15 protein-coding genes are annotated in these 21,233 nt (G+C 68.8%); 7 read left to right on the forward strand and 8 right to left on the reverse strand.

Annotated elements, in window-relative coordinates; all coding sequences use genetic code 11:
* Window positions 1-46 precede the first annotated feature (46 nt).
* Window positions 47-625: a DUF3011 domain-containing protein gene (locus ACFONC_RS04605; RefSeq protein ID WP_386742543.1), complete on the forward strand. Its 579-nt coding sequence runs from the start codon at window positions 47-49 to the stop codon at window positions 623-625.
* 50 nt (window positions 626-675) lie between these two features.
* Window positions 676-1,746, forward strand: a complete 1,071-nt coding sequence (gene mtnA, locus ACFONC_RS04610) for an S-methyl-5-thioribose-1-phosphate isomerase (protein WP_386742544.1) — start codon at window positions 676-678, stop codon at window positions 1,744-1,746.
* 6 nt (window positions 1,747-1,752) lie between these two features.
* Here mtnA and ACFONC_RS04615 read toward each other — a convergent pair whose 3' ends face one another.
* Entirely contained in the window at window positions 1,753-2,529 is a 777-nt protein-coding gene (locus ACFONC_RS04615; RefSeq protein ID WP_386742545.1) for a CPBP family intramembrane glutamic endopeptidase, read from the reverse strand.
* A gap of 338 nt (window positions 2,530-2,867) precedes the next feature.
* On the opposite strand from ACFONC_RS04615, the gene gyrA reads away from it, so the two are divergent.
* The 3 genes from gyrA to pbpC all read left to right on the forward strand — a co-directional run bounded on the left by gyrA (window position 2,868) and on the right by pbpC (window position 13,408).
* Window positions 2,868-5,468: a DNA gyrase subunit A gene (gene gyrA, locus ACFONC_RS04620; protein ID WP_386742546.1), complete on the forward strand. Its 2,601-nt coding sequence runs from the start codon at window positions 2,868-2,870 to the stop codon at window positions 5,466-5,468.
* Window positions 5,469-5,763: 295 nt separating this feature from the next.
* Window positions 5,764-10,689, forward strand: a complete 4,926-nt coding sequence (locus tag ACFONC_RS04625; protein ID WP_386742547.1) for an alpha-2-macroglobulin family protein — start codon at window positions 5,764-5,766, stop codon at window positions 10,687-10,689.
* Window positions 10,690-11,068: 379 nt separating this feature from the next.
* Window positions 11,069-13,408, forward strand: coding sequence for a penicillin-binding protein 1C (pbpC, locus tag ACFONC_RS04630; protein WP_386743065.1), 2,340 nt, complete (start codon window positions 11,069-11,071; stop codon window positions 13,406-13,408).
* 28 nt (window positions 13,409-13,436) lie between these two features.
* Here pbpC and ACFONC_RS04635 read toward each other — a convergent pair whose 3' ends face one another.
* A complete protein-coding gene (locus ACFONC_RS04635) occupies window positions 13,437-14,006 on the reverse strand; it encodes a ferritin-like domain-containing protein (RefSeq protein ID WP_386742548.1) in 570 nt (189 codons plus the stop codon).
* 15 nt (window positions 14,007-14,021) lie between these two features.
* Complete coding sequence (locus ACFONC_RS04640; RefSeq protein ID WP_386742549.1) at window positions 14,022-14,501, reverse strand: peroxiredoxin; 480 nt, start codon at window positions 14,499-14,501, stop codon at window positions 14,022-14,024.
* 223 nt (window positions 14,502-14,724) lie between these two features.
* Between ACFONC_RS04640 and ACFONC_RS04645 the strand changes: the two genes are divergently transcribed.
* The gene (locus ACFONC_RS04645) at window positions 14,725-15,639 is read left to right on the forward strand and encodes a DnaJ C-terminal domain-containing protein (RefSeq protein ID WP_386742550.1); all 915 of its coding nucleotides are present in this window, start codon (window positions 14,725-14,727) and stop codon (window positions 15,637-15,639) included.
* A gap of 142 nt (window positions 15,640-15,781) precedes the next feature.
* On the opposite strand, the gene pilH is transcribed toward ACFONC_RS04645, so the two are convergent.
* Complete coding sequence (pilH, locus tag ACFONC_RS04650) at window positions 15,782-16,183, reverse strand: twitching motility response regulator PilH (protein ID WP_386742551.1); 402 nt, start codon at window positions 16,181-16,183, stop codon at window positions 15,782-15,784.
* Window positions 16,184-16,246: 63 nt separating this feature from the next.
* Window positions 16,247-17,263: a YhdH/YhfP family quinone oxidoreductase gene (locus tag ACFONC_RS04655; RefSeq protein ID WP_386742552.1), complete on the reverse strand. Its 1,017-nt coding sequence runs from the start codon at window positions 17,261-17,263 to the stop codon at window positions 16,247-16,249.
* 119 nt (window positions 17,264-17,382) lie between these two features.
* On the opposite strand from ACFONC_RS04655, the gene ACFONC_RS04660 reads away from it, so the two are divergent.
* On the forward strand, window positions 17,383-18,288 hold the full coding sequence (locus ACFONC_RS04660; RefSeq protein ID WP_386742553.1) for a 5'-nucleotidase: 906 nt from the start codon (window positions 17,383-17,385) through the stop codon (window positions 18,286-18,288).
* A 101-nt stretch (window positions 18,289-18,389) separates the two neighbouring features.
* On the opposite strand, the gene ACFONC_RS04665 is transcribed toward ACFONC_RS04660, so the two are convergent.
* Genes ACFONC_RS04665 through sbcB form a run of 3 tightly spaced genes read right to left on the reverse strand, consistent with a single transcriptional unit; the run spans window position 18,390 to window position 21,199 of the window.
* The gene (locus ACFONC_RS04665; protein ID WP_386742554.1) at window positions 18,390-18,965 is read right to left on the reverse strand and encodes a DUF2939 domain-containing protein; all 576 of its coding nucleotides are present in this window, start codon (window positions 18,963-18,965) and stop codon (window positions 18,390-18,392) included.
* Between the two features lie 50 nt (window positions 18,966-19,015).
* Window positions 19,016-19,702, reverse strand: a complete 687-nt coding sequence (locus ACFONC_RS04670; RefSeq protein ID WP_386742555.1) for a DUF2461 domain-containing protein — start codon at window positions 19,700-19,702, stop codon at window positions 19,016-19,018.
* Between the two features lie 54 nt (window positions 19,703-19,756).
* The gene (gene sbcB / locus ACFONC_RS04675; RefSeq protein ID WP_386742556.1) at window positions 19,757-21,199 is read right to left on the reverse strand and encodes an exodeoxyribonuclease I; all 1,443 of its coding nucleotides are present in this window, start codon (window positions 21,197-21,199) and stop codon (window positions 19,757-19,759) included.
* Between the last annotated feature and the right edge of the window lie 34 nt (window positions 21,200-21,233).

A 21,233-nucleotide genomic window follows, 5' to 3' on the forward strand; every position in this document is an offset into this window, starting at 1 on the left:
ACATGGAAGATGTAGATTCCGTCCCATTCGCTGCGAGGAGCTTGCCATGAAGATTGCAATCGGATTCGTCATCGCGTTGGCGACGGCCTGCCTGGCGGGCTGCGTGGGCTACGGATATCCCGGCGATTACGGTTACGGCGGCTATCCGGATGGCGGCTACCCCGGCGATCGCCATCCCGGCAGCAACTACCCTGGAAACGATTACGGCAACAGCACCGTCCGCTGCGAGTCCGAGAAACTGCGTACGCGGCACTGCAACATCGATACCCGCGGCGGGGTGCGCCTGACGCGACGCCTGTCGGATGCGTCCTGCGTGCAGGGGCGCAGTTGGGGTTACGACAGCCGGGGGGTCTGGGTGTCCAACGGCTGCCGTGCCGAATTCGTCTCGGGCGGCGGCGGTTATCGCCCCGGTCACGGCAATCGCCCCGGCGGCGATTACGGGCAAACGCTGCGCTGCGAGTCGAATGACCGCCGCCAGCGCCGCTGCAACGCCTCGGTCCGGCGCGGGGTCGACATCATCCGGCAGCTGTCGAAGACGCGCTGCGTGCAGGGCCAGAACTGGGGCTGGGACCGCGGCGGCATCTGGGTGCGTGGCGGCTGCCGCGCGGAGTTCCGCGTCTACTGACGCGGGCCGCGGGGCGCGCGCCTGCGCGCCGTGCCCGCTAGACTGGCGCGATGGAGAACACATCCGCACCGGCGATCGACTTCGCCCGTCATGATCGCATCCGCCCGATCCGCTGGACCGGGCAATCGCTGGAGTTGCTGGACCAGCGCCGATTGCCGTTCGAGGTCGAATACCTTGCCTGCGCGGACAGCGACGAAGTGGCTGCCGCCATCCACGCCCTGGCCGTACGCGGCGCGCCTGCGATCGGCATCTCCGCGGCGTGGGGGGCGGTGCTCGCGGCGCGGGAGGCCGACGCGGCCGACGGCGCCACCGCGCTCGCGCAGATCGAACCTGCGTTGCAACGCCTCAACGCCGCACGCCCGACCGCAGTCAACCTGGCGTGGGCGCTGGCGCGCATGCGTCGCGCGCTGGCGGGTGCCGGCGACGACTGGCGCGACGTGCTGGAACGCGAGGCGCGTGCGATCGAAACCGAGGACCTCGCTGCCAATCGCCGCATGGGCGAACTCGGCGCGGGGCTGATCGAGCCGGGCAGCGGCGTGCTTACGCACTGCAACACAGGCTCGCTGGCCACCGCCGGCTTCGGCACCGCGCTGGGCGTGATCCGCGCCGGCGTCGCGCTGGGGCGCATCGACAAGGTGTTCGCCGACGAGACGCGGCCGTGGATGCAGGGTTCGCGCCTGACCGTCTGGGAGCTGCAGCAGGACGGCATCGACGCCACCCTGATCGCCGACGCCGCCGCCTCGCACCTGATGAAGGACGGGCAGGTGGACTGGGTGGTGGTCGGCGCCGACCGCATCTGCGCCAACGGCGACGTCGCCAACAAGATCGGCACCTACCAGCTGGCGATCTCGGCGCGCCACCACGGCAGGAAATTCATGGTCGTCGCCCCGTCGTCGACGGTCGACATGGATACCGCTTCCGGCGACCTGATCGAAATCGAGGAGCGTGATCAGGCCGAACTGCTGGGCGTTGCCGGCAGCCGCATCGTGGCCGAGGGGATCCGTGCCTGGAACCCGGTGTTCGACGTCACCCCGGCCACGTTGATCGATGCCATCGTCACCGAGAAGGGCATCGTCGAGCGCCCGGACGAGGCATCGATGCGGGCGATGTTCGGCCGCTGAGCCGGTTCAGGCGGCCGCGGCGCGGCGCCAGGAAAAGCCGGGATTGAGCACGCCGAGCGCCGCACCGATGGTGGCCGAAGGCAGCAGCGCGAAGGCAAGGAACTGCAGCGTCTGCAGGCCTTCCACGGCTGCGTGCCCGTTCAGCAGTTGGGTACTCGTCATCCAGGCGCAGTGCACGCCCATGGATGCCCAGACATTGCCGGTCAGGGCGCGCACATAGCCCAGGATCAGCGCCAGTCCGGGGATGAACATCCACTGCTCGACCGAATGCAGTGCGCCCACCGCCCAGCCGAAGCCGACGAACACGACCATCTGCGCCAGCAGTGCGACCCAAGGCGCAGCCTTGCGCGCGACCAGGCCCTGGACGTAGCCGCGCAGCGCCAGTTCCTCGGGGAAGGCTTCGACCAGGAACACGCCCAGGGCCAGCGGCGGTAGCGCGAGGAGGATGGTGGACGGCGTGGACCGCAGGCTGATCGAGGCCCAGCCGAGTGCGATGCACAGCGCCGCACCCACCAGTGCGGGCAGCAGCCAGAGGCCTGCGCCCAGCGCGAAAGCGCGAACGTTCGCCGCCGGACCCAGCTGGCCGATCTCGCTCCCGCGCAGCCGGTCGAGCCGGAGCAGCAACGCGACCAGGGCCAGCACCATCAGCGAGATGCAGGCACCGCGCAGCAGGTGGGTGGCTGGATCGTGGGTGTCGCCCCAAAGCATGGACGCGCCGCGCCAGATGCCGATGATGGCGGCCACCACGATGGCCAAGCGCAATCCGAGCGTGCCCCACGACATGCAACTCTCCCCTGGACTGGATGCGGGCAGCCTATCGGCGCTGCACGCGGGATGGAATTGACGACTGTCACGCATCCGCCCGTGCCACAGCGACGATCGATGTCGACATGCAGCGGCGATGCAGGCCATCAGGGGTTGCGTTCCGGTGCCTGCCAGCCCTCCGTCGGCGGCGCTTGCGGAAGCGGTTCGGGACACTCGCAAGTGCTTGTTTCCATGCAGGAATGACCCTCCATCGGAAGTGGGTTCCGTGATAGAATTCCGCCCTTGTGCAGGCGTTTTCGCGGATTGGTTCCGCGGGTTGCGCGGCACGCTTCCGATCCGCACAGAAAAGAGTCCAGATGGCCGATCTCGCCAAGGAAATCATCCCCGTCAATCTCGAAGACGAGATGCGCCGCAGTTACCTCGATTACGCCATGAGCGTGATCGTCGGGCGCGCGCTTCCGGACGTCCGCGACGGCCTCAAACCGGTCCACCGGCGCGTGCTGTTCGCCATGAACGAGCTCGGCGCGCACAGCAACAAGCCGTACTTCAAGTCGGCGCGCATCGTCGGTGACGTGATCGGCAAGTACCACCCGCACGGCGACCAGTCGGTGTACGACACCCTGGTGCGCATGGCGCAGCCGTTCTCGCTGCGCTACATGCTGGTCGACGGGCAGGGCAACTTCGGCTCGATCGACGGCGACTCGGCGGCGGCGATGCGCTACACCGAGGCACGGATGGCGCGCCTGAGCCACGAGCTGATGGCCGACATCGACAAGGAAACCGTCGACTTCCAGCCCAACTACGACGAGAAGGAACTGGAGCCGACGGTCATGCCGACCCGGTTCCCGAACCTGCTGGTCAACGGCTCGGCCGGCATCGCGGTGGGCATGGCCACCAACATCCCGCCGCACAACCTGTCGGAAGTCGTCGATGCGCTGATCGCGCTGATCGACGACCCGCAGATCGACATCGACGGCCTGATGGAGCACATCCCCGGCCCGGATTTCCCCACCGCCGGCATCATCAACGGCGTCGGTGGCATCCACCTGGCCTACCGCACCGGCCGCGGCCGGGTGCGCATGCGTGCGCGCGCCGACGTCGAGGTGGCCGACAACGGCCGCGAGTCGATCATCGTCACCGAGATCCCGTACCAGGTGAACAAGGCGCGGCTGATCGAGAAGATCGCCGACCTGGTCAAGGAAAAGAAGCTCGAGGGCATCAGCGAGCTGCGCGACGAGTCCGACAAGGACGGCATGCGCATCTACATCGAGGTCAAGCGCGGCGACTCGGCCGAGGTCGTGCTCAACAACCTCTACCAGCAGACGCAGATGGAGTCGGTGTTCGGCGTCAACATGGTGGCGCTGGTCGACGGCCGCCCGCAGCTGCTGAACCTCAAGCAGATCCTCGAGGCCTTCGTCCGCCACCGCCGCGAGGTGGTCACGCGCAGGACGATCTTCGAACTGCGCAAGGCGCGCGCGCGCGCCCACGTGCTCGAGGGCCTGACCGTCGCGCTGGCCAACATCGACGAGATGATCGAGCTGATCAAGACCTCGGCCAATCCCAACGAAGCCCGCGAGCGGATGCTGGCGCGTACCTGGGAGCCCGGCCTGGTCGGCGCGCTGCTCGCCTCGGCTGGCAGCGATGCCTCGCGTCCCGACGACCTCCCCGCGGGCGTGGGCCTGGTCGACGGCCGCTACCAGCTGACCGAGACCCAGGCCCAGCAGATCCTCGAGATGCGCCTGCATCGCCTCACCGGGCTGGAGCAGGAGAAGCTGACCGAGGAGTACAAGCTGCTGCTGGACACCATCCGCGGCCTGATCGAGATCCTCGAGGATCCGGACGTGCTGCTGGAGGTGATCCGCACCGAGCTGCGCAACGTCAAGGAAGAGTTCGGCGACGACCGCCGCAGCGAGATCCGCGCCAGCGAGGAAGACCTGGACATCCTCGACCTGATCGCGCCGGAAGACGTGGTGGTCACGCTTTCGCACTCGGGTTATGCCAAGCGCCAGCCGGTCAGTTCGTACCGCGCGCAGCGGCGCGGCGGCCGCGGCCGCAACGCGGCGGCGACCAAGGAAGAGGATTTCATCGACAAGCTTTGGCTGGTCAACACCCACGACACGCTGCTGACGTTCACCAGCGCCGGCCGGGTGTTCTGGCTGCCCGTGCACCAGCTGCCCGACGCAGGGCCGCACGCGCGCGGCCGCCCGATCATCAACTGGCTGCGGCTGGAGGAAGGCGAGCAGGTACAGGCCGTCCTGCCGGTGCGCGAGTACAGCGAGGACCAGTTCGTGTTCTTCGCCACCCGCAACGGCACGGTCAAGAAGACCCCGCTGACCGAGTACGCCTACCGCCTGCAGCGCGGCAAGATCGCGATCAACCTCGCCGAGGGCGATGCGCTGGTCAACGCGGAACTGTCCGACGGCAACCGCGACATCATGCTGTTCGCCAGCAACGGCAAGGCCGTGCGCTTCGCCGGCAGCACAGTGCGCCCGATGGGCCGCACCGCCACCGGCGTGCGCGGCATGAAGCTGGCCGAAGGCGAGGAAGTACGCAGCCTGATCGTGGTCGATGGCGACGGCGACATCCTCACCGCCAGCGAGCGGGGCTACGGCAAGCGCACCCCGGAATCGGAGTACCCGCGCAAGGGCCGCGGCACACAGGGTGTGATCGCGCTGCAGACCACTGCCCGCAACGGCAAGCTGGTCGGTGCGATCCAGCTGTCGGACAGCCACGAGGTGCTGCTGATCTCCGACGGCGGCACCCTGGTGCGTACACGCGCTTCGGAAATCTCGCAGGTGGGCCGCAACACCCAGGGCGTGACCCTGATCCGCCTGTCCGCCGACGAGAGCCTGCAGGCGATCGAGCGGGTAGATGCGTCGCTGGACGAGGGCGATGACGACGAAGCGATCGACGTCGTGGCCGCGCCGGAACAGCAGGTATCGCCGCCCGCTGGTTGAGCCCGGCACACAGGACCAGCGGAAGGGCCCGGCTTGCCGGGCCTTTCCGTTTTTCGCACCCATGCTTTTCTGCAGGAGCGGCTTCAGTCGCGGGTTCTTGATCTTGTTTGGCCTCCCAAGGCAGGGAGGGACGGGGTGTCTTCCGGATCAGCGTGACCCTTCGACACTCCCTCCCAGCTTCCTCCCTGCTTTTGCAGGGAGAGGAGCCAAAGCCCATGGCCGAAGCCGCTCCTCGGGCAGCGACCGCCGCGATCTTCACCCTATACTCTTCCCGGACCCGGGAGATGGACCTGACATGCGCGAGCGCAACTTCGGGGTGGCCGCGGCCATCGCCAAATGGACTGTCGTACTGCTTCTGGCCATCGGCCTGGTAGCCTGCAAGCGCAGCCCGCAGGGGCAGCTGCCCGAGGCCAGCGGCGAGCCGGTCAAGGCCGAGCGGGCGCAGGTCGAGGGTTTCGCGCTGGTGCGCGCATACCCTGACCAGAGCGACGACTCGCTGGCCATCGCGCTGGAGTTCTCGCAGCCGCTGGTAGGCACCCAGGATTTCGACAAACTGGTCACCTTCACCGAGGCGATGGAGAAACCCAGCAGCTGGTCGCTGGACGACTCGGGCAAGATCCTGCGCTATCCGCATGTCGCCGCGAACCAGGATTTCACCCTGCGCATCTCCGGCGAGCTGATGGCCGCCGACGGCAGCAAGCTCGGCAGGGACGTCGAGCAGAAGGTCCATACCGGTGAACTGGAGCCGGCCGTGGGCTTCGCGTCGCAGGGCAGCGTGCTGCCTGCGAAGGAGTCGCGCGGCCTGCCGGTGGTGTCGGTCAACGTCGACGAGGTCGACGTCGAGTTCCTGCGCGTGGAGGAGAAATCGCTGTCGCAGTTCTTCAACGAGTACCAGCGCGGCGGGCGTCGTGGCAGCTGGGAGCTCGAGAGGGACTACGGCGACCACGTGCCGCTGTCGAAGATGGCCAAGTCGGTCTACGTGAACCGGTTCGTGCTCGGCGGCAAGCGCAACGAGCGTTCGCTCACCTACCTGCCGGTGCAGAACATCGCCGAGCTGCAGGAGCCCGGGCTGTACTTCGCGGTGATGACGCGGCCCGGCCATTTCGAGGACCGCTTCGAAACGGCGTTCTTCACCGTCAGCGACATCGGCCTGCACGCGCGCGCCTACAAGGACAAGCTGTACGTGCACACGGCGTCACTGCGCGACGGCGGTTCGGTCGGCGGCGTCGAGCTGCAGATCCTCGACCCGCAGGGCGACACCTTCCTCAAGGGCGAGACCGACGGCAACGGCAACGCGCTGCTGAACTACAAGCTGCAGTCCAACCACGTGCTGGTTGCAAGGCGTGGCAGCGACATCTCACTGCTGCCGTTCAACCAGCCGGCGCTCGATCTGTCCGAGTTCGCTGTCGCCGGCCGCGAGTCGGCGTGGTTCGATGTGTTCGCGTGGTCCGGCCGGGACCTGTACCGCCCCGGCGAGACGGTGCGCGTGTCGGCGCTGTTCCGCGACAACGACGGCAAGCCGGTCGCGGCCAAGGACAAGGGTGCGCAGCCGCTGTTCGTGAGGCTCAAGCAGCCCGACGGCAAGACCTTCGTCGACAGCCGCATCGAGGCCGGCGAACTGGGCTACTTCCAGTTCGAGAAGATGATCCCCGTGGACGCGCCGACCGGGCGCTGGCGGGTGGAGTTCCGCACCGATCCGGCGAGCAAGGAAGCGGTCGAGGGCATGACGCTGCGGATCGAGGAATTCCTGCCCGAGCGCATGAAGCTCGACCTGGCCTCGGCCGACGCCGTGCTCAAGCCGGGCCAGCCGTTCCGCCTCGAGGCCACCGGTGCCTACCTCTACGGCGCGCCGGCGGCGGAAAACCGCTTCACCGCCAGGCTCGCCGTTGCCGTGGAGCAGCATCCGTTGGAGAAACTGCCGGGCTACTTCTTCGGTGATCCGACCGTGGATTTGCCCAGGGAAGCGAAGGACGTCGTCGATGCCAAGCTCGACGCCAAGGGCAAGCTCAGCCAGGACATCCCGCTGCCGGCCGAGGTCAAGCCGGTGACGCCGGTGGCCGTCGTCGTGTCCGGCAGCCTGTACGAAACGGGCGGCCGAAGTGTCAACCGGTCCATCAAGCGGGTGATGTGGCCGGCCGACGCGCTGGTGGGCGTGCGCCCGCTGTTCGACGACAAGGATGGCGCCGACAGCAACGCCAGTGCGCGCTTCGAGCTCACCCGCGTGGGCAGCGACGGCAAGCCGCGGCCGGGCAAGGGCCTGGAGGTCACGCTGGTGCGCGAGCATCGCGACTACCACTGGAACTACGACGAGGACGAGGGTTGGGACTACGATTTCACCCGCCGCTTCGAGAACGTGGAAACGAAGACGATCGATTCCGCGGCGACTGCCGTGCGCTTCGATTTCCCGGTTGAGTGGGGCGAGTACCGCGTCGACGTGTTCGACCCGGCGACCAAGCTGACGACGCGCTATCCGTTCCGCGCCGGCTGGAGCTGGAACGACGACAACCAGGGCCTGGACGCGCGTCCGGACAAGGTCAAGCTGTCGCTCGACAAGACCGGCTACCGGGCGGGCGACAAGCTCAAGGTGACGCTCACGCCGCCGCACGCGGGCAAGGGCGTGTTGCTGGTCGAAAGCGACAAGCTGCTGTACGTGCAGGACATCGACGTCAAGGCTGGCGGCAGCAGCTTCGAGATCCCGGTGACCGACGAATGGGAACGCCACGACGTCTACGTCACCGCGCTGGTGTTCCGCGGTGGCAGCGCACCGAGCAAGATCACGCCCGCACGTGCTGTCGGCGTGGCATGGGTGCCGATGGAGCGCAAGGCGCGCCGCGTCGCGGTCGGGCTCAAGGCGCCGGAGCAGATGCGCCCCGAGCAGCCGATGCGGGTGACGGTGAGCGTGCCGGAGCTTGCCGGCCAGCAGGCGTATGCAACGGTGTCGGCGGTGGATGTCGGCATCCTCAACATCACCCGGTTCCCGGTGCCCGACGCCAACAAGCACTTCTTCGCGCAGCGCCGCCTGGGCGTGGATGCCTACGACCTGTATGGGCGTGTTATCGAGAGCTTCGAGGGCGGCATGGCCAAGCTGCGTTTCGGCGGCGACATGGCGCTCGAGGCGCTGCCGCAGGCGCGGCGACCGACTGCGCGGGTGCAGACCGTCGACCTGTTCGCCGGCCCGGTGAAGCTCGATGCGCAGGGCAACGCGCGCATCGACCTGCCGGTACCGGACTTCAACGGCACGCTGCGCGTCTCGGCGCTTGTGTTCTCCGGCGACCGTTACGGCAACCGCGACGTCGAAACCGTGGTGCGCGCACCGATCGTGGCCGAAGCCAGCCTGCCGCGGGTGCTCGCACCCGGCGACAAGAGCACGGTCACGCTCGACCTGACCAACTTCACGGGCAAGGCCGGCGACTTCAAGGTACGCGTGGACGGCATCGGCCCGGTCTCGGTGGGTGACAACGTCCGCGACGCGAAGATCGACGTCGAGGCCAAGTCGACGCTGAGCTTTCCGATCACCGCGAAGGAGGGCTACAGCACCGCCAACGTGCGCGTGCGCGTGGAAGGCAACGGCTTCAAGGTCGACCGCCGCTACGACCTGCCGGTGCGGCCTGCGTGGCCGGGGGTGCTGCATGCGCGCACGCAAGTGCTCGACCAGCTGGCTGCGGTGTCGCTCGGCAGCGACTTCGCCAACGGCCTCATGCCCGGCTCGGTCAACGCGCGGATGACGGTCAGCGCGATCCCGCCGATCCCGTTCGCCAGCGCCCTGCAGGGCGCGCTGAACTATCCCTATGGCTGCGCCGAGCAGACCGCGAGCAAGGGCTATGCGGCGCTGGAGCTGGACCCGGCGACCGCGAAGATGCTCGGCGCCACCGGCATGGATGCCGAAAAGCGCCAGGCGCGAATGGAGGGTGCGCTGGGCCGGCTGGCATCGATGCAGGTGAGCTCCGGCCACTTCTCGATGTGGGGCAACGACAGCTACGTCAGCCCGAACCTGACGCCCTACATCGTCGAGTTCCTGCTCGACGCACGCGAGGGCGGCTTCAGGATTCCCGACAACGTGTTGCAGAAGGCGCTGAAGCGGCTCAACGAGGACCTGCTGGCCGGCGGCAACGAGTTCTACGGGCGCGACCATCGTTCGCACCTGAAGTTCGCCTACCAGGCGCACGCCGGCTACGTACTGGCGCGGGTCAACCGCGCGCCGCTCGGCACGCTGCGCGCGCTGTACGACAACGAGCGCAAGAAGACGCTGACCGGCCTGCCGCTGGTGCACCTGGGGCTGGCGCTGGCGATGCAGGGCGACAAGACCCGCGGCGAGAAGGCGATCGCCGAAGGCTTCGCGTTCAAGGGCGACCGCCCCGGCTATCTCGGCGACTACGGCAGCCCGATGCGCGACATGGCGCTGATGATCGCGCTGACCCACGAGCGCGGCTTCGCGAAACCGGAGTACGACGCGCGCGCGATCGACCTGGGGCGCGAGATCGATGCCCGCCGCAACCGCGGCTGGTTGTACATGAGCACGCAGGAACAGGTGGCGCTGGTGCGGCTGGGCAAGGCGCTGATGGCTGGGCAGGACAAGCGTGTGTCCGGCACCTGGCACGTGGGCGACAGCGAGGAAGCGGCCGCTTCGGCCAAACTCGTCGGGCGCATGTTCGACTACGACACCCTGGCCCGCGGCGTGCGTTTCGACCCCCAAGGCACGCCGCCGTTGTACGCCAGCCTGGAAGTCGCCGGAGTGCCGCGCAAGGCGCCGGAGCCGGATTTCAGCCAGCTCAAGGTCGAGCGCAAGTGGTACGGCACCGACGGCAAGCCGTGGAAGCCGGCGCCGCTGAAGGAAGGCGAGGCGCTGATCGTGGCGGTAAGCGTGACCACCGATCGCGCCATGCCCGACGCGCTGCTCACCGACCTGCTGCCGGCTGGCCTGGAGGTCGAGAACTTCAACCTCGGCGACGGCAAGCAGTGGGCGGACGTGGTGGTCGACGGGATCGAGATCACCGACCGCGCCCGCGCCGCGGACGTGCTGCACGAGGAGTATCGCGACGACCGCTACGTGGCGGCGCTGAAGCTGGGCGCGGGCAGGACCGCGCGCGTGTTCTACCTGGTCCGCGCGGTGACGCCGGGCACCTATACCGTGCCGCCGCCGCTGGTCGAGGACATGTACCGTCCAGAGTTGCGCGGGGTGGGCAAGGCGGTGCCGGCGAGCATCACGGTGGTGCAGCCGTGAGGACCGTGATTGGTGATTCGCAGAAGCAGCGTCAATCGGGAATCGGAAAAGGCCATCACCCGCGTTGCGTGAGTCGGGTTGACGCCCCCGACGGCTTTTGATCTTCCGGGCGTCGGGGGGCGTAACCCAGGCCTGCGGCTGTTTCGGGAATCGGGAATGAGCATCTTGTTTTTTGTCGTCATTCCCGCGCAAGCGGGAACCCAGTGACTTGCCGTTGCGCCATCTGCCAACGCTGAAGACGCTGGGTTCCCGCTTGCGCGGGAATGACGGTGCAGGGCTTGCCGATGGCGCTGACGATGAACCCGGCACCGGGGAAGGTTCCGCCACACCGAACGGGTCGCCCGGCGCACGACACCCTGCACGCCGCGGCTGGCGCCGGCTGCTCCCCTGGCTGCGCTGGGGCACGGTCGCATTCCTGCTGTCGCTGCTGCTGCTCGACTTCGCCTTCCCGCCGAAGCTGCCCGAAGCGCGTGACACCAGCACCGTGGTGGTTGCGCGCGACGGGACGCCGCTGCGGGCGTTCGCCGACGCCAAGGGCATCTGGCGCTATCCGGCCGATCCGGCCACGGTCTCGCCGCTGTACCTGCAGGCGCTGCTGAACTACGAGGACCGCTGGTTCTGGCATCACCCCGGCGTCAATCCGCTGTCGCTGCTGCGCGCTAGCTGGCAGATGCTGCGCAGCGGGCAGGTGGTCTCCGGCGGGTCCACGCTGACCATGCAGGTGGCGCGGATCCTCGAAACCGACCCGGACGCGAGCACGCGCACGCCCTGGGGCAAGGCGCGGCAGATCCTGCGCGCGCTGCAACTCGAGGCGCACCTGTCGAAGCGCGAGATCCTGACGCTCTACCTCGAACGCGCGCCCTTCGGCGGCACCATCGAGGGCGTCGAGACGGCCAGTCGCGCCTACCTCGGCAAGCCGGCCGTGCGCCTGTCTCGCGCGGAAGCCGCGCTGCTGACCGTCCTGCCACAGGCGCCGAGCCGCTGGCGCCCCGATCGCAACCCGGAAGGTGCCCGCGCCGCGCGCGACAAGGTGCTCGACCGCATGGCCGAACTGGGCGTGTGGACGCCGGCGCAGGTCGAGGACGCGAAGATCGAGGCGGTGGTTTCGCGCAGCCTGCACGCACCGCTGTCGGCGGCGCTGCTGGCACGGCGCCTGCGCAATGCGCATCCGGCGTCCGCGCGCATCCGTTCCACCCTCGATCCGGGCCTGCAGCGCACGCTGGAAGAGCGTGTCACGTCCTACTTCTCCTACCTGCCACCGCGCACCTCGGCCGCGCTGCTGGTGGTCGACAACGCGACGATGGAGGCGCGGGCCTATGTCGGTTCGGTCGCGTTCGGCGACAAGGCGCGGCATGGCGATGTCGACATGGTGGAGGCCTGGCGGTCGCCGGGCTCCACGCTCAAGCCGTTCCTTTACGGCATGGCGATCGACGACGGGCTGATCCATTCCGAAAGCCTGCTGGTCGATGCGCCGCAGTCGTTCGACGGCTACCGCCCCGGCAACTTCGGCGGTGCATTCAACGGTCCGGTCGGCGCGGCCCAGGCGCTGCGGCTGTCGCTGAACATTCCCGCCGTCGACCTGCTGGACCGCGTCGGCCCGGCGCGCTTTTCGGCGCGGCTGGACAATGGCGGCATCTCGCTGAAGTTTCCGCGCGGCGCGAAACCGAACCTGTCACTGATCCTCGGCGGCACGGGCGCCCGGCTCGAGGATCTGGTGGGCGCCTTTGCCGCACTCAACCGCGAAGGCATCGCCGGTCGCGTGCGCTACACGCCCGGCGACGCGCGCATCGACCGACGCGTGATGTCGCCAGGCGCCGCGTGGATCGTGCGCACGATGCTCGAAGCCAATCCGCGCCCCGGCGAGCGCGCCGATACCTTCGACCGCAGCGGCCGCCCGCGGGTGGCATGGAAAACCGGTACCAGCTACGGCTTTCGCGACGCCTGGGCCATCGGTAGCACGCGCCGGCATACGGTCGGTGTCTGGGTGGGGCGACCGGACGGCACGCCGTTGCCGGGACAGTACGGCGCAGTCACCGCGCTGCCGCTGATGTTCGAGGTCATCGACAGCCTGCCGCGTCGGCGCGGCGACAACGTGCAGCGCCCGCCGCCGTCCAATGTCGCCGAAACGGAAATCTGCTGGCCGCTCGGCACCGCAGCCGAGGGACTGCCGTCGGCGCTTTGCCAGCGAAGGATGAAGGCATGGACGCTCGACGGCGTCGTTCCGACCACGTTCGCCGAGCGCGGTGTGCGGCTGTGGAGCGCGGGGCGCGAGCGTTTCGAGGTCGACGCGCATACCGGGGAACGGCTTTCGGCGGCGTGTTCGCTACCGCACGACAGGCGAAGCGCCGAGATCGCGCGCTGGCCCGCGCTGGCATCGCCCTGGCTGACGATCGCCGAACGCCACGCGTCGCGGCTGCCGCCGCTGGCCGGCGATTGCATGGCCGACGGGCGCGGCGCCGTGGAGGATTTGCGCATCGAGGGCATCAACGACCGCGCGACCCTGGCGCGCGCGCCGGGCAGCCGCCATCCACTGCGGTTGTCGCTGCGGGCGCTGGGCACCGGCTCGCGCGTGCAATGGTTGCTCGACGGGCGCCGGATCGGCGAAACGGAGGGTGCCGGGTCGTTCTCGCACGATTTCGACGAAGCCGGCGACCACACGCTCACTGCGCTGGCGGAGAGCGGTGCATGGGCGAGTTTGCGGTTCCGCGTGCTTCGCTAGCAGCGCAGCAGCCAAAGCCGGAGTGGCTTCAGCCAACCCACCCATCCAGCAAATCAGCGAACTCATCCGCGTGCTCCTCTTCCTGCGCGAGGATCTCCTCGAGGATGCGCTTGGTGGTGGTGTCGCGCTCGCCGACGTAGTTGATCATCTCGCGGTAACTGTCGATCGCGATGCGCTCGGCGACGAGGTTTTCCTTGACCATGTCGCGCAGGTCCTTGCCTTCCTTGTACTCGGCGTGCGAACGCGCGGTCAGGGTGTCGGGATTGAGGTCGGGCTCGCCGCCCAGCTGCACGATGCGCTCGGCAAGCCGGCCGGCGTGTTCCTGCTCCTGCTGGGCGTGTTCGAGGAACTCGGCCTTCACCGCATCGGCCAGCATGCCCTTGGCCATGAAGTAGTGGCGGTAGTAGCGCAGCACGCAGACGTACTCGGTGGCGAGCGCGTCGTTGAGGATGCGGATCACCGCCTTGCGGTCGGCGGCATAGCTTTCGGTGATCGCGCCGTCGTCGATGTTCTTGCGCGCGCGGGCGCGCAGGGTCGCCGTGGCGGTGATCGGAGAGGCGGGGCTGGCGGCTTTCTTCTTCGCGGCTTGCTTGGCCATGGGGGACTCCTCGGGTCAGGAAAGTTGGCTGAGCATGTGCTCGGCCGACGACACGCGGAACTCGCCGGGTGCCTCGACGTTGACGATGCGGGCGACGCCGTCCTCGGCGTACAGGGAAAAGCGCTTGGCACGCATGCCCATGCCGTAGGAACTGGCATCCATTTCCAGTCCGAGCGCGCGCGCGAACTCGCCGTTGCCATCGGCCAGCATCAGCAGGCCTTCGGGTGCGTGCTGGCTCAGGCCCCAGGCCTGCATCACGAACGGATCGTTGACCGACATGCAGGCCACCTCGATGCCCTTGGCCCGGAACTCGTCGAAATGCTGGATGAAACCGGGCAGGTGCTTCTCGGAACAGGTGGGGGTGAACGCGCCCGGGACGGCAAACAGGACCACTTTCTTGCCCTCGAACAAGGTGGGGGTATCGATGATCTCGACGCCTTCGTCGATGCGCTGCAGGTGCGATTCGGGGATCGGGTCGCCGGGCTGGATGGGCATGCGTCAGGTTCCGTTGAAGGTGGACGCAGTCTAGTCCCGGGGTGGAAAGACGGCGTCAACGCAGGGTTGAAATCGCCCGTGGCAGACTTACCTCCCTCGTGGGGATCGTGCCGCGCCCAGGCCTGGTGCGATCGTGCTTTCACCGCGGATGCGGATGGAAGGCGGATAATCCGGGCCCGCGACGGCAATGTCGCGGGCCGCTGTCGCTGGAGCAACCATCACGATGCAGTTCAAGGACTACTACGACATCCTGGGCGTCGAGCCCAGCGCGGGCGACGCCGAGATCAAGACCGCGTACCGCAGGCTGGCGCGCAAGTACCACCCGGATGTCAGCAAGGAAGCCGGTGCGGAGGAGCAGTTCAAGGCCGTCAACGAGGCATACGAGGCGTTGCGCGACCCGCAGAAGCGCGCCGCCTACGACCAGCTGCGCACTCGCGGCTACCGGCCCGGTGACGAGGTGCAGCCGCCGCCCGGCGGCTACGGTTACGGCCAGGGCGGTGCGCCGGAAGGCTTCGACTTCGACGAGGTCTTCGCCGGCGGCGGTGCGGGCGGCGGTTTCAGTGACTTCTTCGAAAGCCTGTTCCGGCGCCAGGGCGGCGGTGGGTTCTCGCAGCAGCAGGCGCGCGGCGCGCACGGACCCGCCGACCTGCGCGCGCGCCTGGCGGTGTCGCTGGAGGCGGTGTACCGCGGCGACAGCGTCCGCGTGGGACTCAACGGCAAGACCTTCGAGGTGCGGGTGCCCAAGGGCGTCCGACCGGGGCAGGTGATCCGGCTGGCCGGGCAGGGCACCCGCGGCGGCAACCTGCTGCTGGAAATCGAGTACGCCGCGCACCCGCAATTCGAGGTCGACGGCCGCAACATCATCTACACCCTGCCGGTGGCGCCGTGGGAAGCCGCGCTCGGCGCGACGATCAGCGTGCCCACGCTGGGTGGCAAGGTGGAATTGAAGATCCCGGCCAGTTCAGAGGCAGGGCGCAAGCTGCGCCTGCGCGGACGTGGGTTGCCGAATGGCAGCTCGACGGCCGGCGACCAGATCGTCGAGCTGGAAGTCCAGGCGCCGGCGCCGGAAGGCGACGCCCAGCGCGAAGCCTACGGGACCCTCAGGGACGCTTTCGCCGGGAAGTGGCGGCGGGAGTAGGCGCGCCGGCAATCCCGAACCGTAGGATGGGAAGAGCCGTAGGCGAAACCCATCAGCCCGCGTGCAACCACCGGCTACTCCGCGCGCAATCGGCCGACGATGGGTTTCGCTTCGCTCTACCCATCCTACGTTGAATCGGGAATCAAGCCGCGGTTGGCGGCTCGGGTTCGGGCGATGCGCCGCCACCGATCGTGCCGGCGATCGCGTCGGCCAGCTCGGTTTCCGAGAACGGTTTGGTCAGGTAGGCCTTGGCGCCCTGGCGCATGCCCCAGACGCGGTCGGTGTCCTGGTCCTTGGTGGTGACCAGGACCACGGGGATGTGCTTCGTGCTCGGTTCACGGGTAATCGAGCGAGTGGCCTGGAAGCCGTTGAGGTTCGGCATCACCACGTCCATCAGGATCAGGTCGGGCAACTCGCGCTTGGCGGCCTCGACGCCGGCCGCGCCATCTTCGGCGGTCAGTGCCTCGTGGCCCAGCTTTTCGACGATGCGGCGGATTCCCATGAGCTGGGAGGGCGAATCGTCCACGATCAGAATGCGCGCCATGATGTTCCCCGTTGGGTGCGTGGAGATTGTAGCCGCGGGCGTGGCGGCCGCAAGCCGGGCTGGTCAGGCGGCTTGCGGGGATCGCGGCTGGAGATCGACCAGCGTCCGTCCCATCGATCCGCCGGCCAGCATGGTGTCGAACACCTCGGGCAGCTGTTCCAGCGTCGCCTCGCGCGTGCAGATGCGGTCCAGGTGGCGCGGTTTCCAGTCCGAGGCCAGCCGCCGCCAGACTTCGTCGCGGATGTCGCGCGCGGTGCCGGCCGAGGCCACGCCCAGCAGCGACACGCCGCGGATGATGAAGGGCATCACCGTGGCCGGCAGCTCGTGGCTGGCGGCAAGGCCGGCGCTGGCGACGTTGCCGTAGGGCTCGGTCTGCGCGAGCAGGCTGGCGAGCATCGGCCCGCCGACATTGTCCAGGCCGCCGCCGAAGCGTGCCGATTCCATCGGCTTGCGGGTGGCCAGCGCATCGCGGCCGAGGACTTCGGCCGCGCCGATGGCTTTCAGGTAACCGGCGTGCTCGGGCTTGCCGCTGATCGCATGCACCGCGTAGCCGGCGCTGCTGAAGATGTCGATCGCCAGGGAACCGACGCCGCCGGTCGCGCCGGTCACCGCGAGCGGCCCGAGTCCGGGCGACTGGCGGTTCTCTTCCATGCGCAGCAGCGCCAGCGCGGCGGTGAAGCCGGCGGTGCCCAGGATCATGCTTTCGCGCAGGTCCAGCCCCGGCGGCAACGCGACGGCCCAGCGGGATTCGAGCCGCGCGTATTCGCCATAGCCGCCGTCGCGGGTTTCGCTCAGGCCCGAGCCGGTGACCAGCACCGCGTCGCCCTCGCAGAACTTCGCGTCCGTCGACGCGACGACGTGCCCGGCGACGTCGATGCCGCCGACCAGCGGGAAGCGGCGCAGGATCCTGCCCTTGCCGGTGCCGGCCAGCGCGTCCTTGAAGTTGACGGACGAATACGCGCTGCGGATCACGATCTCGCCCGGGGCCAGGTCGTCCAGCGAGACTTGCTCGATGCCGCTGCGGTAGCCGGCATCGTCGCTGTGGATACGGAAGGCCTTGAAGGTTTTCGGAGTCGTCATGGACCGGCGTCGCGGGGAAGGACGCTCCGATGATGCCCGTGAACGCCGCGGCCTTCCACCGTGGTTGCCCCGGACGCGTCGTCGCAGTCGCTGCGACCGTTTCGCGGCACAATGCCGCCATGTCCGATACACCCGCCGACCTGCTCACCGTCGCCATCTCCTCGCGCGCGCTGTTCGACCTCGAGGAGAGCAACACCCTGTTCGAGGCGCAGGGCATCGACGCCTATGCCGAGCACCAGCGCAGCCGCGAGGACGACGTGCTCGAGCCGGGCATCGCTTTCCCGCTGGTGCGCAAGCTGCTGGCGCTCAACGACGGTGCGCCCGCTGAATCGCCGCGGGTGGAAGTGATCCTGCTGTCGCGCAACTCCTCGGACACCGGCCTGCGCGTGTTCAACTCGATCCAGCACCACGGCCTGTCGATCTCGCGCGCGACGTTCACCTCCGGCGCGCCGACCTGGCCCTACATCAGGCCATTCGGCGCGCAGCTGTTCCTGTCGGCCAACCCGGAATCGGTGCGCGGCGCGCTGGAGCATGGCGTGGCCGCGGCGACGATCCTGCCGGCCAAGGCACCGGCGCACCGGCACGACCAGCTGCGCATCGCCTTCGACGGCGACGCGGTGATCTTCGACGATGAAAGCGAGCGGGTGTCGCAGGAGGGCGGTATCGAAGCCTTCCATCGCCACGAGCGCGAGCGGGCGCGCGAACCGCTTCCCGGCGGGCCGTTCCGTGGCTTCCTCGACGCGCTGCACCACCTGCAGGCGGCGTATCCGCCGGGCGAGGAGTCGCCGATCCGCACCGCGCTGGTCACCGCGCGCTCGGCGCCGGCGCACGAGCGCGTGATCCGCACCCTGCGCGAATGGGGCGTGCGCCTGGACGAGGCGCTGTTCCTCGGTGGCCGCGCCAAGGGGCCGTTCCTGGACGTGTTCGGCGCCGACATCTTCTTCGACGACTCGCTGCACAACATCGACTCCGCGCGGCAGCACGTCGCCACGGGACACGTGCCGCACGGCGTGTCGAATCCGTAGGCCAGGGCGACGCCTGCGTGGCGGGAACGCCGTAGGTCGGGGCTACGTCCCCGACGGCTCTCCGGTCCGTTGCGCGAAACTGTCGGGGGCGTAGCCCCGACCTACGGGGTTGGAGAGGTCGTCGGTGTTTCGTCGGCGCGCAGCGGCAGGCGGATGTCGGACAGCTTCCAATCCAGCCCGCGCCGGGTCATCACGAATACCACCGGGCGGCCCCGGTCGTCGTGGACGGTGGCGGTGAAGCGCGACAGCGATTCGTAGCGGTACTGCGCGTCGTGCAGTGGGCACTCGGCCGATGGGTCGTGCGTGTCGTCGCGCGACGGCGGAGGCGTACCGCTGGCGCGGTCCCAGGTCCTGCGGCCTTCCATCATCGCGCCGAGTCCGGCGGGGGTGACCATCGCATCCACCAGCCCACCGACCAGCCCGTTGGCGATGCCGAGTCCGAACGCCGCGAAGGGATTGTCCGGCGACGGCGCGCCCACTTCGCGCAGCAGGCGGTCGCCGAGCTGCGCCTTGAGGCTGTTGCGCAGCGCGGGGAAGTCGATCTGTTCGGCCATCGCCTGCGCATCCCGCGCCTGCGCGGCATCGCGGATCGCGCTGAAGGTCCTGTAGGGACCGATCGCGGTCCAGGCGAGCAGGGCGACCAGCACGGCCGCAACGAGCCAGAGCCATTTCTTCATCGTTGGTGTTCCCGGAGGCCGTGCCGCGATTCTATGCTGATCCCGGTGCCTCAGAACTCCAGGTCCAGCGCCGCGCACAGGTAATCCACGAACGGCGCAAGCGCGTTCAGGTCCTTCGCCAGCGTCTGCCGCAGCCGTGGCCCGGTCATCACGCTGTCCTCGATGGCGTGCGAGGCGACGAAGTTCTTGTGGCGCAAGTCGTCGAGGAACGCGAAATCCGGCGGGAATCCCCGCGGCGGCCGCACCAGCATCTCGCCGGTTTCGAGGTCGAAGCGGCGCCGGAACGCGGGCGCATGCGCGGCCTGCTTCCAGCTGCCAGGATTGTCGAAGATGAACTGCCGGACCCGCCGCTGGGTCGCTGTCTCCGGATGCCATAACCCGGCGCCGATGAAAGAGTTGCCAGGCTGCAGGTGCAGGTAGAACGACGGCGCGGGCACCTGCTTGCGGCGCTCGTGGAACAGCCGCGCGCCCTGCCAGGCCTTGTACGGCGTCTTGTCGCTGGCGAAGCGCGTGTCGCGCTGGATGCGGAACAGCGAACCGCCGACGGTCTTCGGCTCGGAGCGGAAATGTTCGCTCACCGTGCGCAAGTCCGGCTGCAGGTCCGTGAGCAGCGCCCGGAACGGTTCACGCACATGCGCGTCGTAGTCGGCCTTGTGGGCCTGGAACCAGGCGCGGTTGTTGTTGCGGGCCAGCGTGCGCAGGAAGCGGAAACTCTTGTCGGTGAAGTACGTGCTCATGGCTGGCGATGATAGGCCCGATGACGCGTCGATTTCGCTGTGGGGAAGGCCGCGTCAGGCCAGCGATGCCTGCAGCTGGCGGCCCCAGTCTTCCAGCCGGTCCAGCAGGACCTGTTTGCCGCCGTCGTCGGCGTGTGCGGCCCGCAGCTCCATGATCTGCGCGGCGTACTGGGCGAACGTCACCTCGGACAAGCCGGAATCGTCGACCAGGCGCCGCTGGCGGTAGTCGTTCCAGCGCAGGTGTTCGTCGGCGGACAGCGTCTGCGGCCAGTTGCGCGCCCGGTAGCGGAACAGCAGTTCGACCAGGCGCGGATCCTGGAAGCCGAAGTCGCGGCTACCCAGCGCCTCCGGCGGCGTGGCGCGCACGTCCGCGCAGCGGCGCTTGTCGCCGTCGCCGATGAAACCGTCGTAGAGCGAGGCGTCGGCGTCGGCCGGCTCGCGTTCGGCCACGTTGGCGAACACGCGGCGGACCTTTTCGGCCAGCGCGGGCGCGGCGGCGCGCAGGCGCGCGGCGCGCACTTCGACCACGGCCGGATCGATCTGCAGCCGCTGGAAATCCGGCTCGCGCAGGTGCGCCCACTGGATCAGCGCCGGGCAGCGGTTGAGGTGGACTTCCTTCAGCGCGACCCGCGACTCGCCCTCGGGCAGGTCGGCGGCGCGCACGTACAGGCGGTCGGCAATGGCGTCGGCGTCCAGGTCGAGCAGGGCGTCGGGCTCGCTGTCCAGGTCGAACACGATCACCCGGCTGTCGATGCGCGGGTGCCGTGCCAGCGGCAGCACCGCGGCCGCGCACAGGCGGCTGGCAGGATAGCGCTGCGAGACGTGCAGCACCGGCGTCATCGCCGCGATATCGAGCAGGCTGGCGGCGTGGCGCTTGTTGCGCAGCAGCGCGGCGTGCTCCCACAGTCGCGGTTGCGCCCGGCGCAGCAGCCGGGCCATGCCGATCAGCGCGCGCACGTCGGACAGCGCCTCGTGCGCGTCGCCGATGCGCACGTCGTTGGCCGCGGCCAGGTGTTCAAGGCGGAACGAGGTCGCGCCGTCCTCGCGCTTCGGCCACACGATGCCCTCGGGCCGCAGCGCATGCGCCAGCCGCATCACGTCGAGCAGGTCCCAGCGCGAGTTGCCGCCGCGCCACTCGCGCTCGTAGGGATCGTGGAAATTGCGGAACAGCCCGTGGCGGACGAACTCGTCGTCGAAGCGCAGCGAGTTGTAACCTAGGGTGCAGGTCTCCGGGCGCGCCATCTCCTCGAAGATGCAGGCGAAGGCTTCGGCTTCGGTTACGCCGTCGCGCAGCGCATCCTGCGGCGTGATGCCGGTGACCAGCGTCGCCATCGGCGAGGGCAGCAGGTCGTCGGCCGGCTGGACGAAGAACTCCACCGGCGCCTCGACCTCGTTGAGCTCCGCGTCGGTGCGGATCGCGGCGAACTGCGCGATGCGGCTGCGACGTGGGTCGGTGCCGAAGGTTTCAAGGTCGTAGAAGAGGAAACTGGCGGGCATGAGGCTGGGCTGCTTGTGGGAGGCGGCTTCTAGT

It is taken from the genome of Luteimonas soli, assembly GCF_042648865.1.
Taxonomy (GTDB): Bacteria; Pseudomonadota; Gammaproteobacteria; order Xanthomonadales; family Xanthomonadaceae; genus Luteimonas; species Luteimonas soli.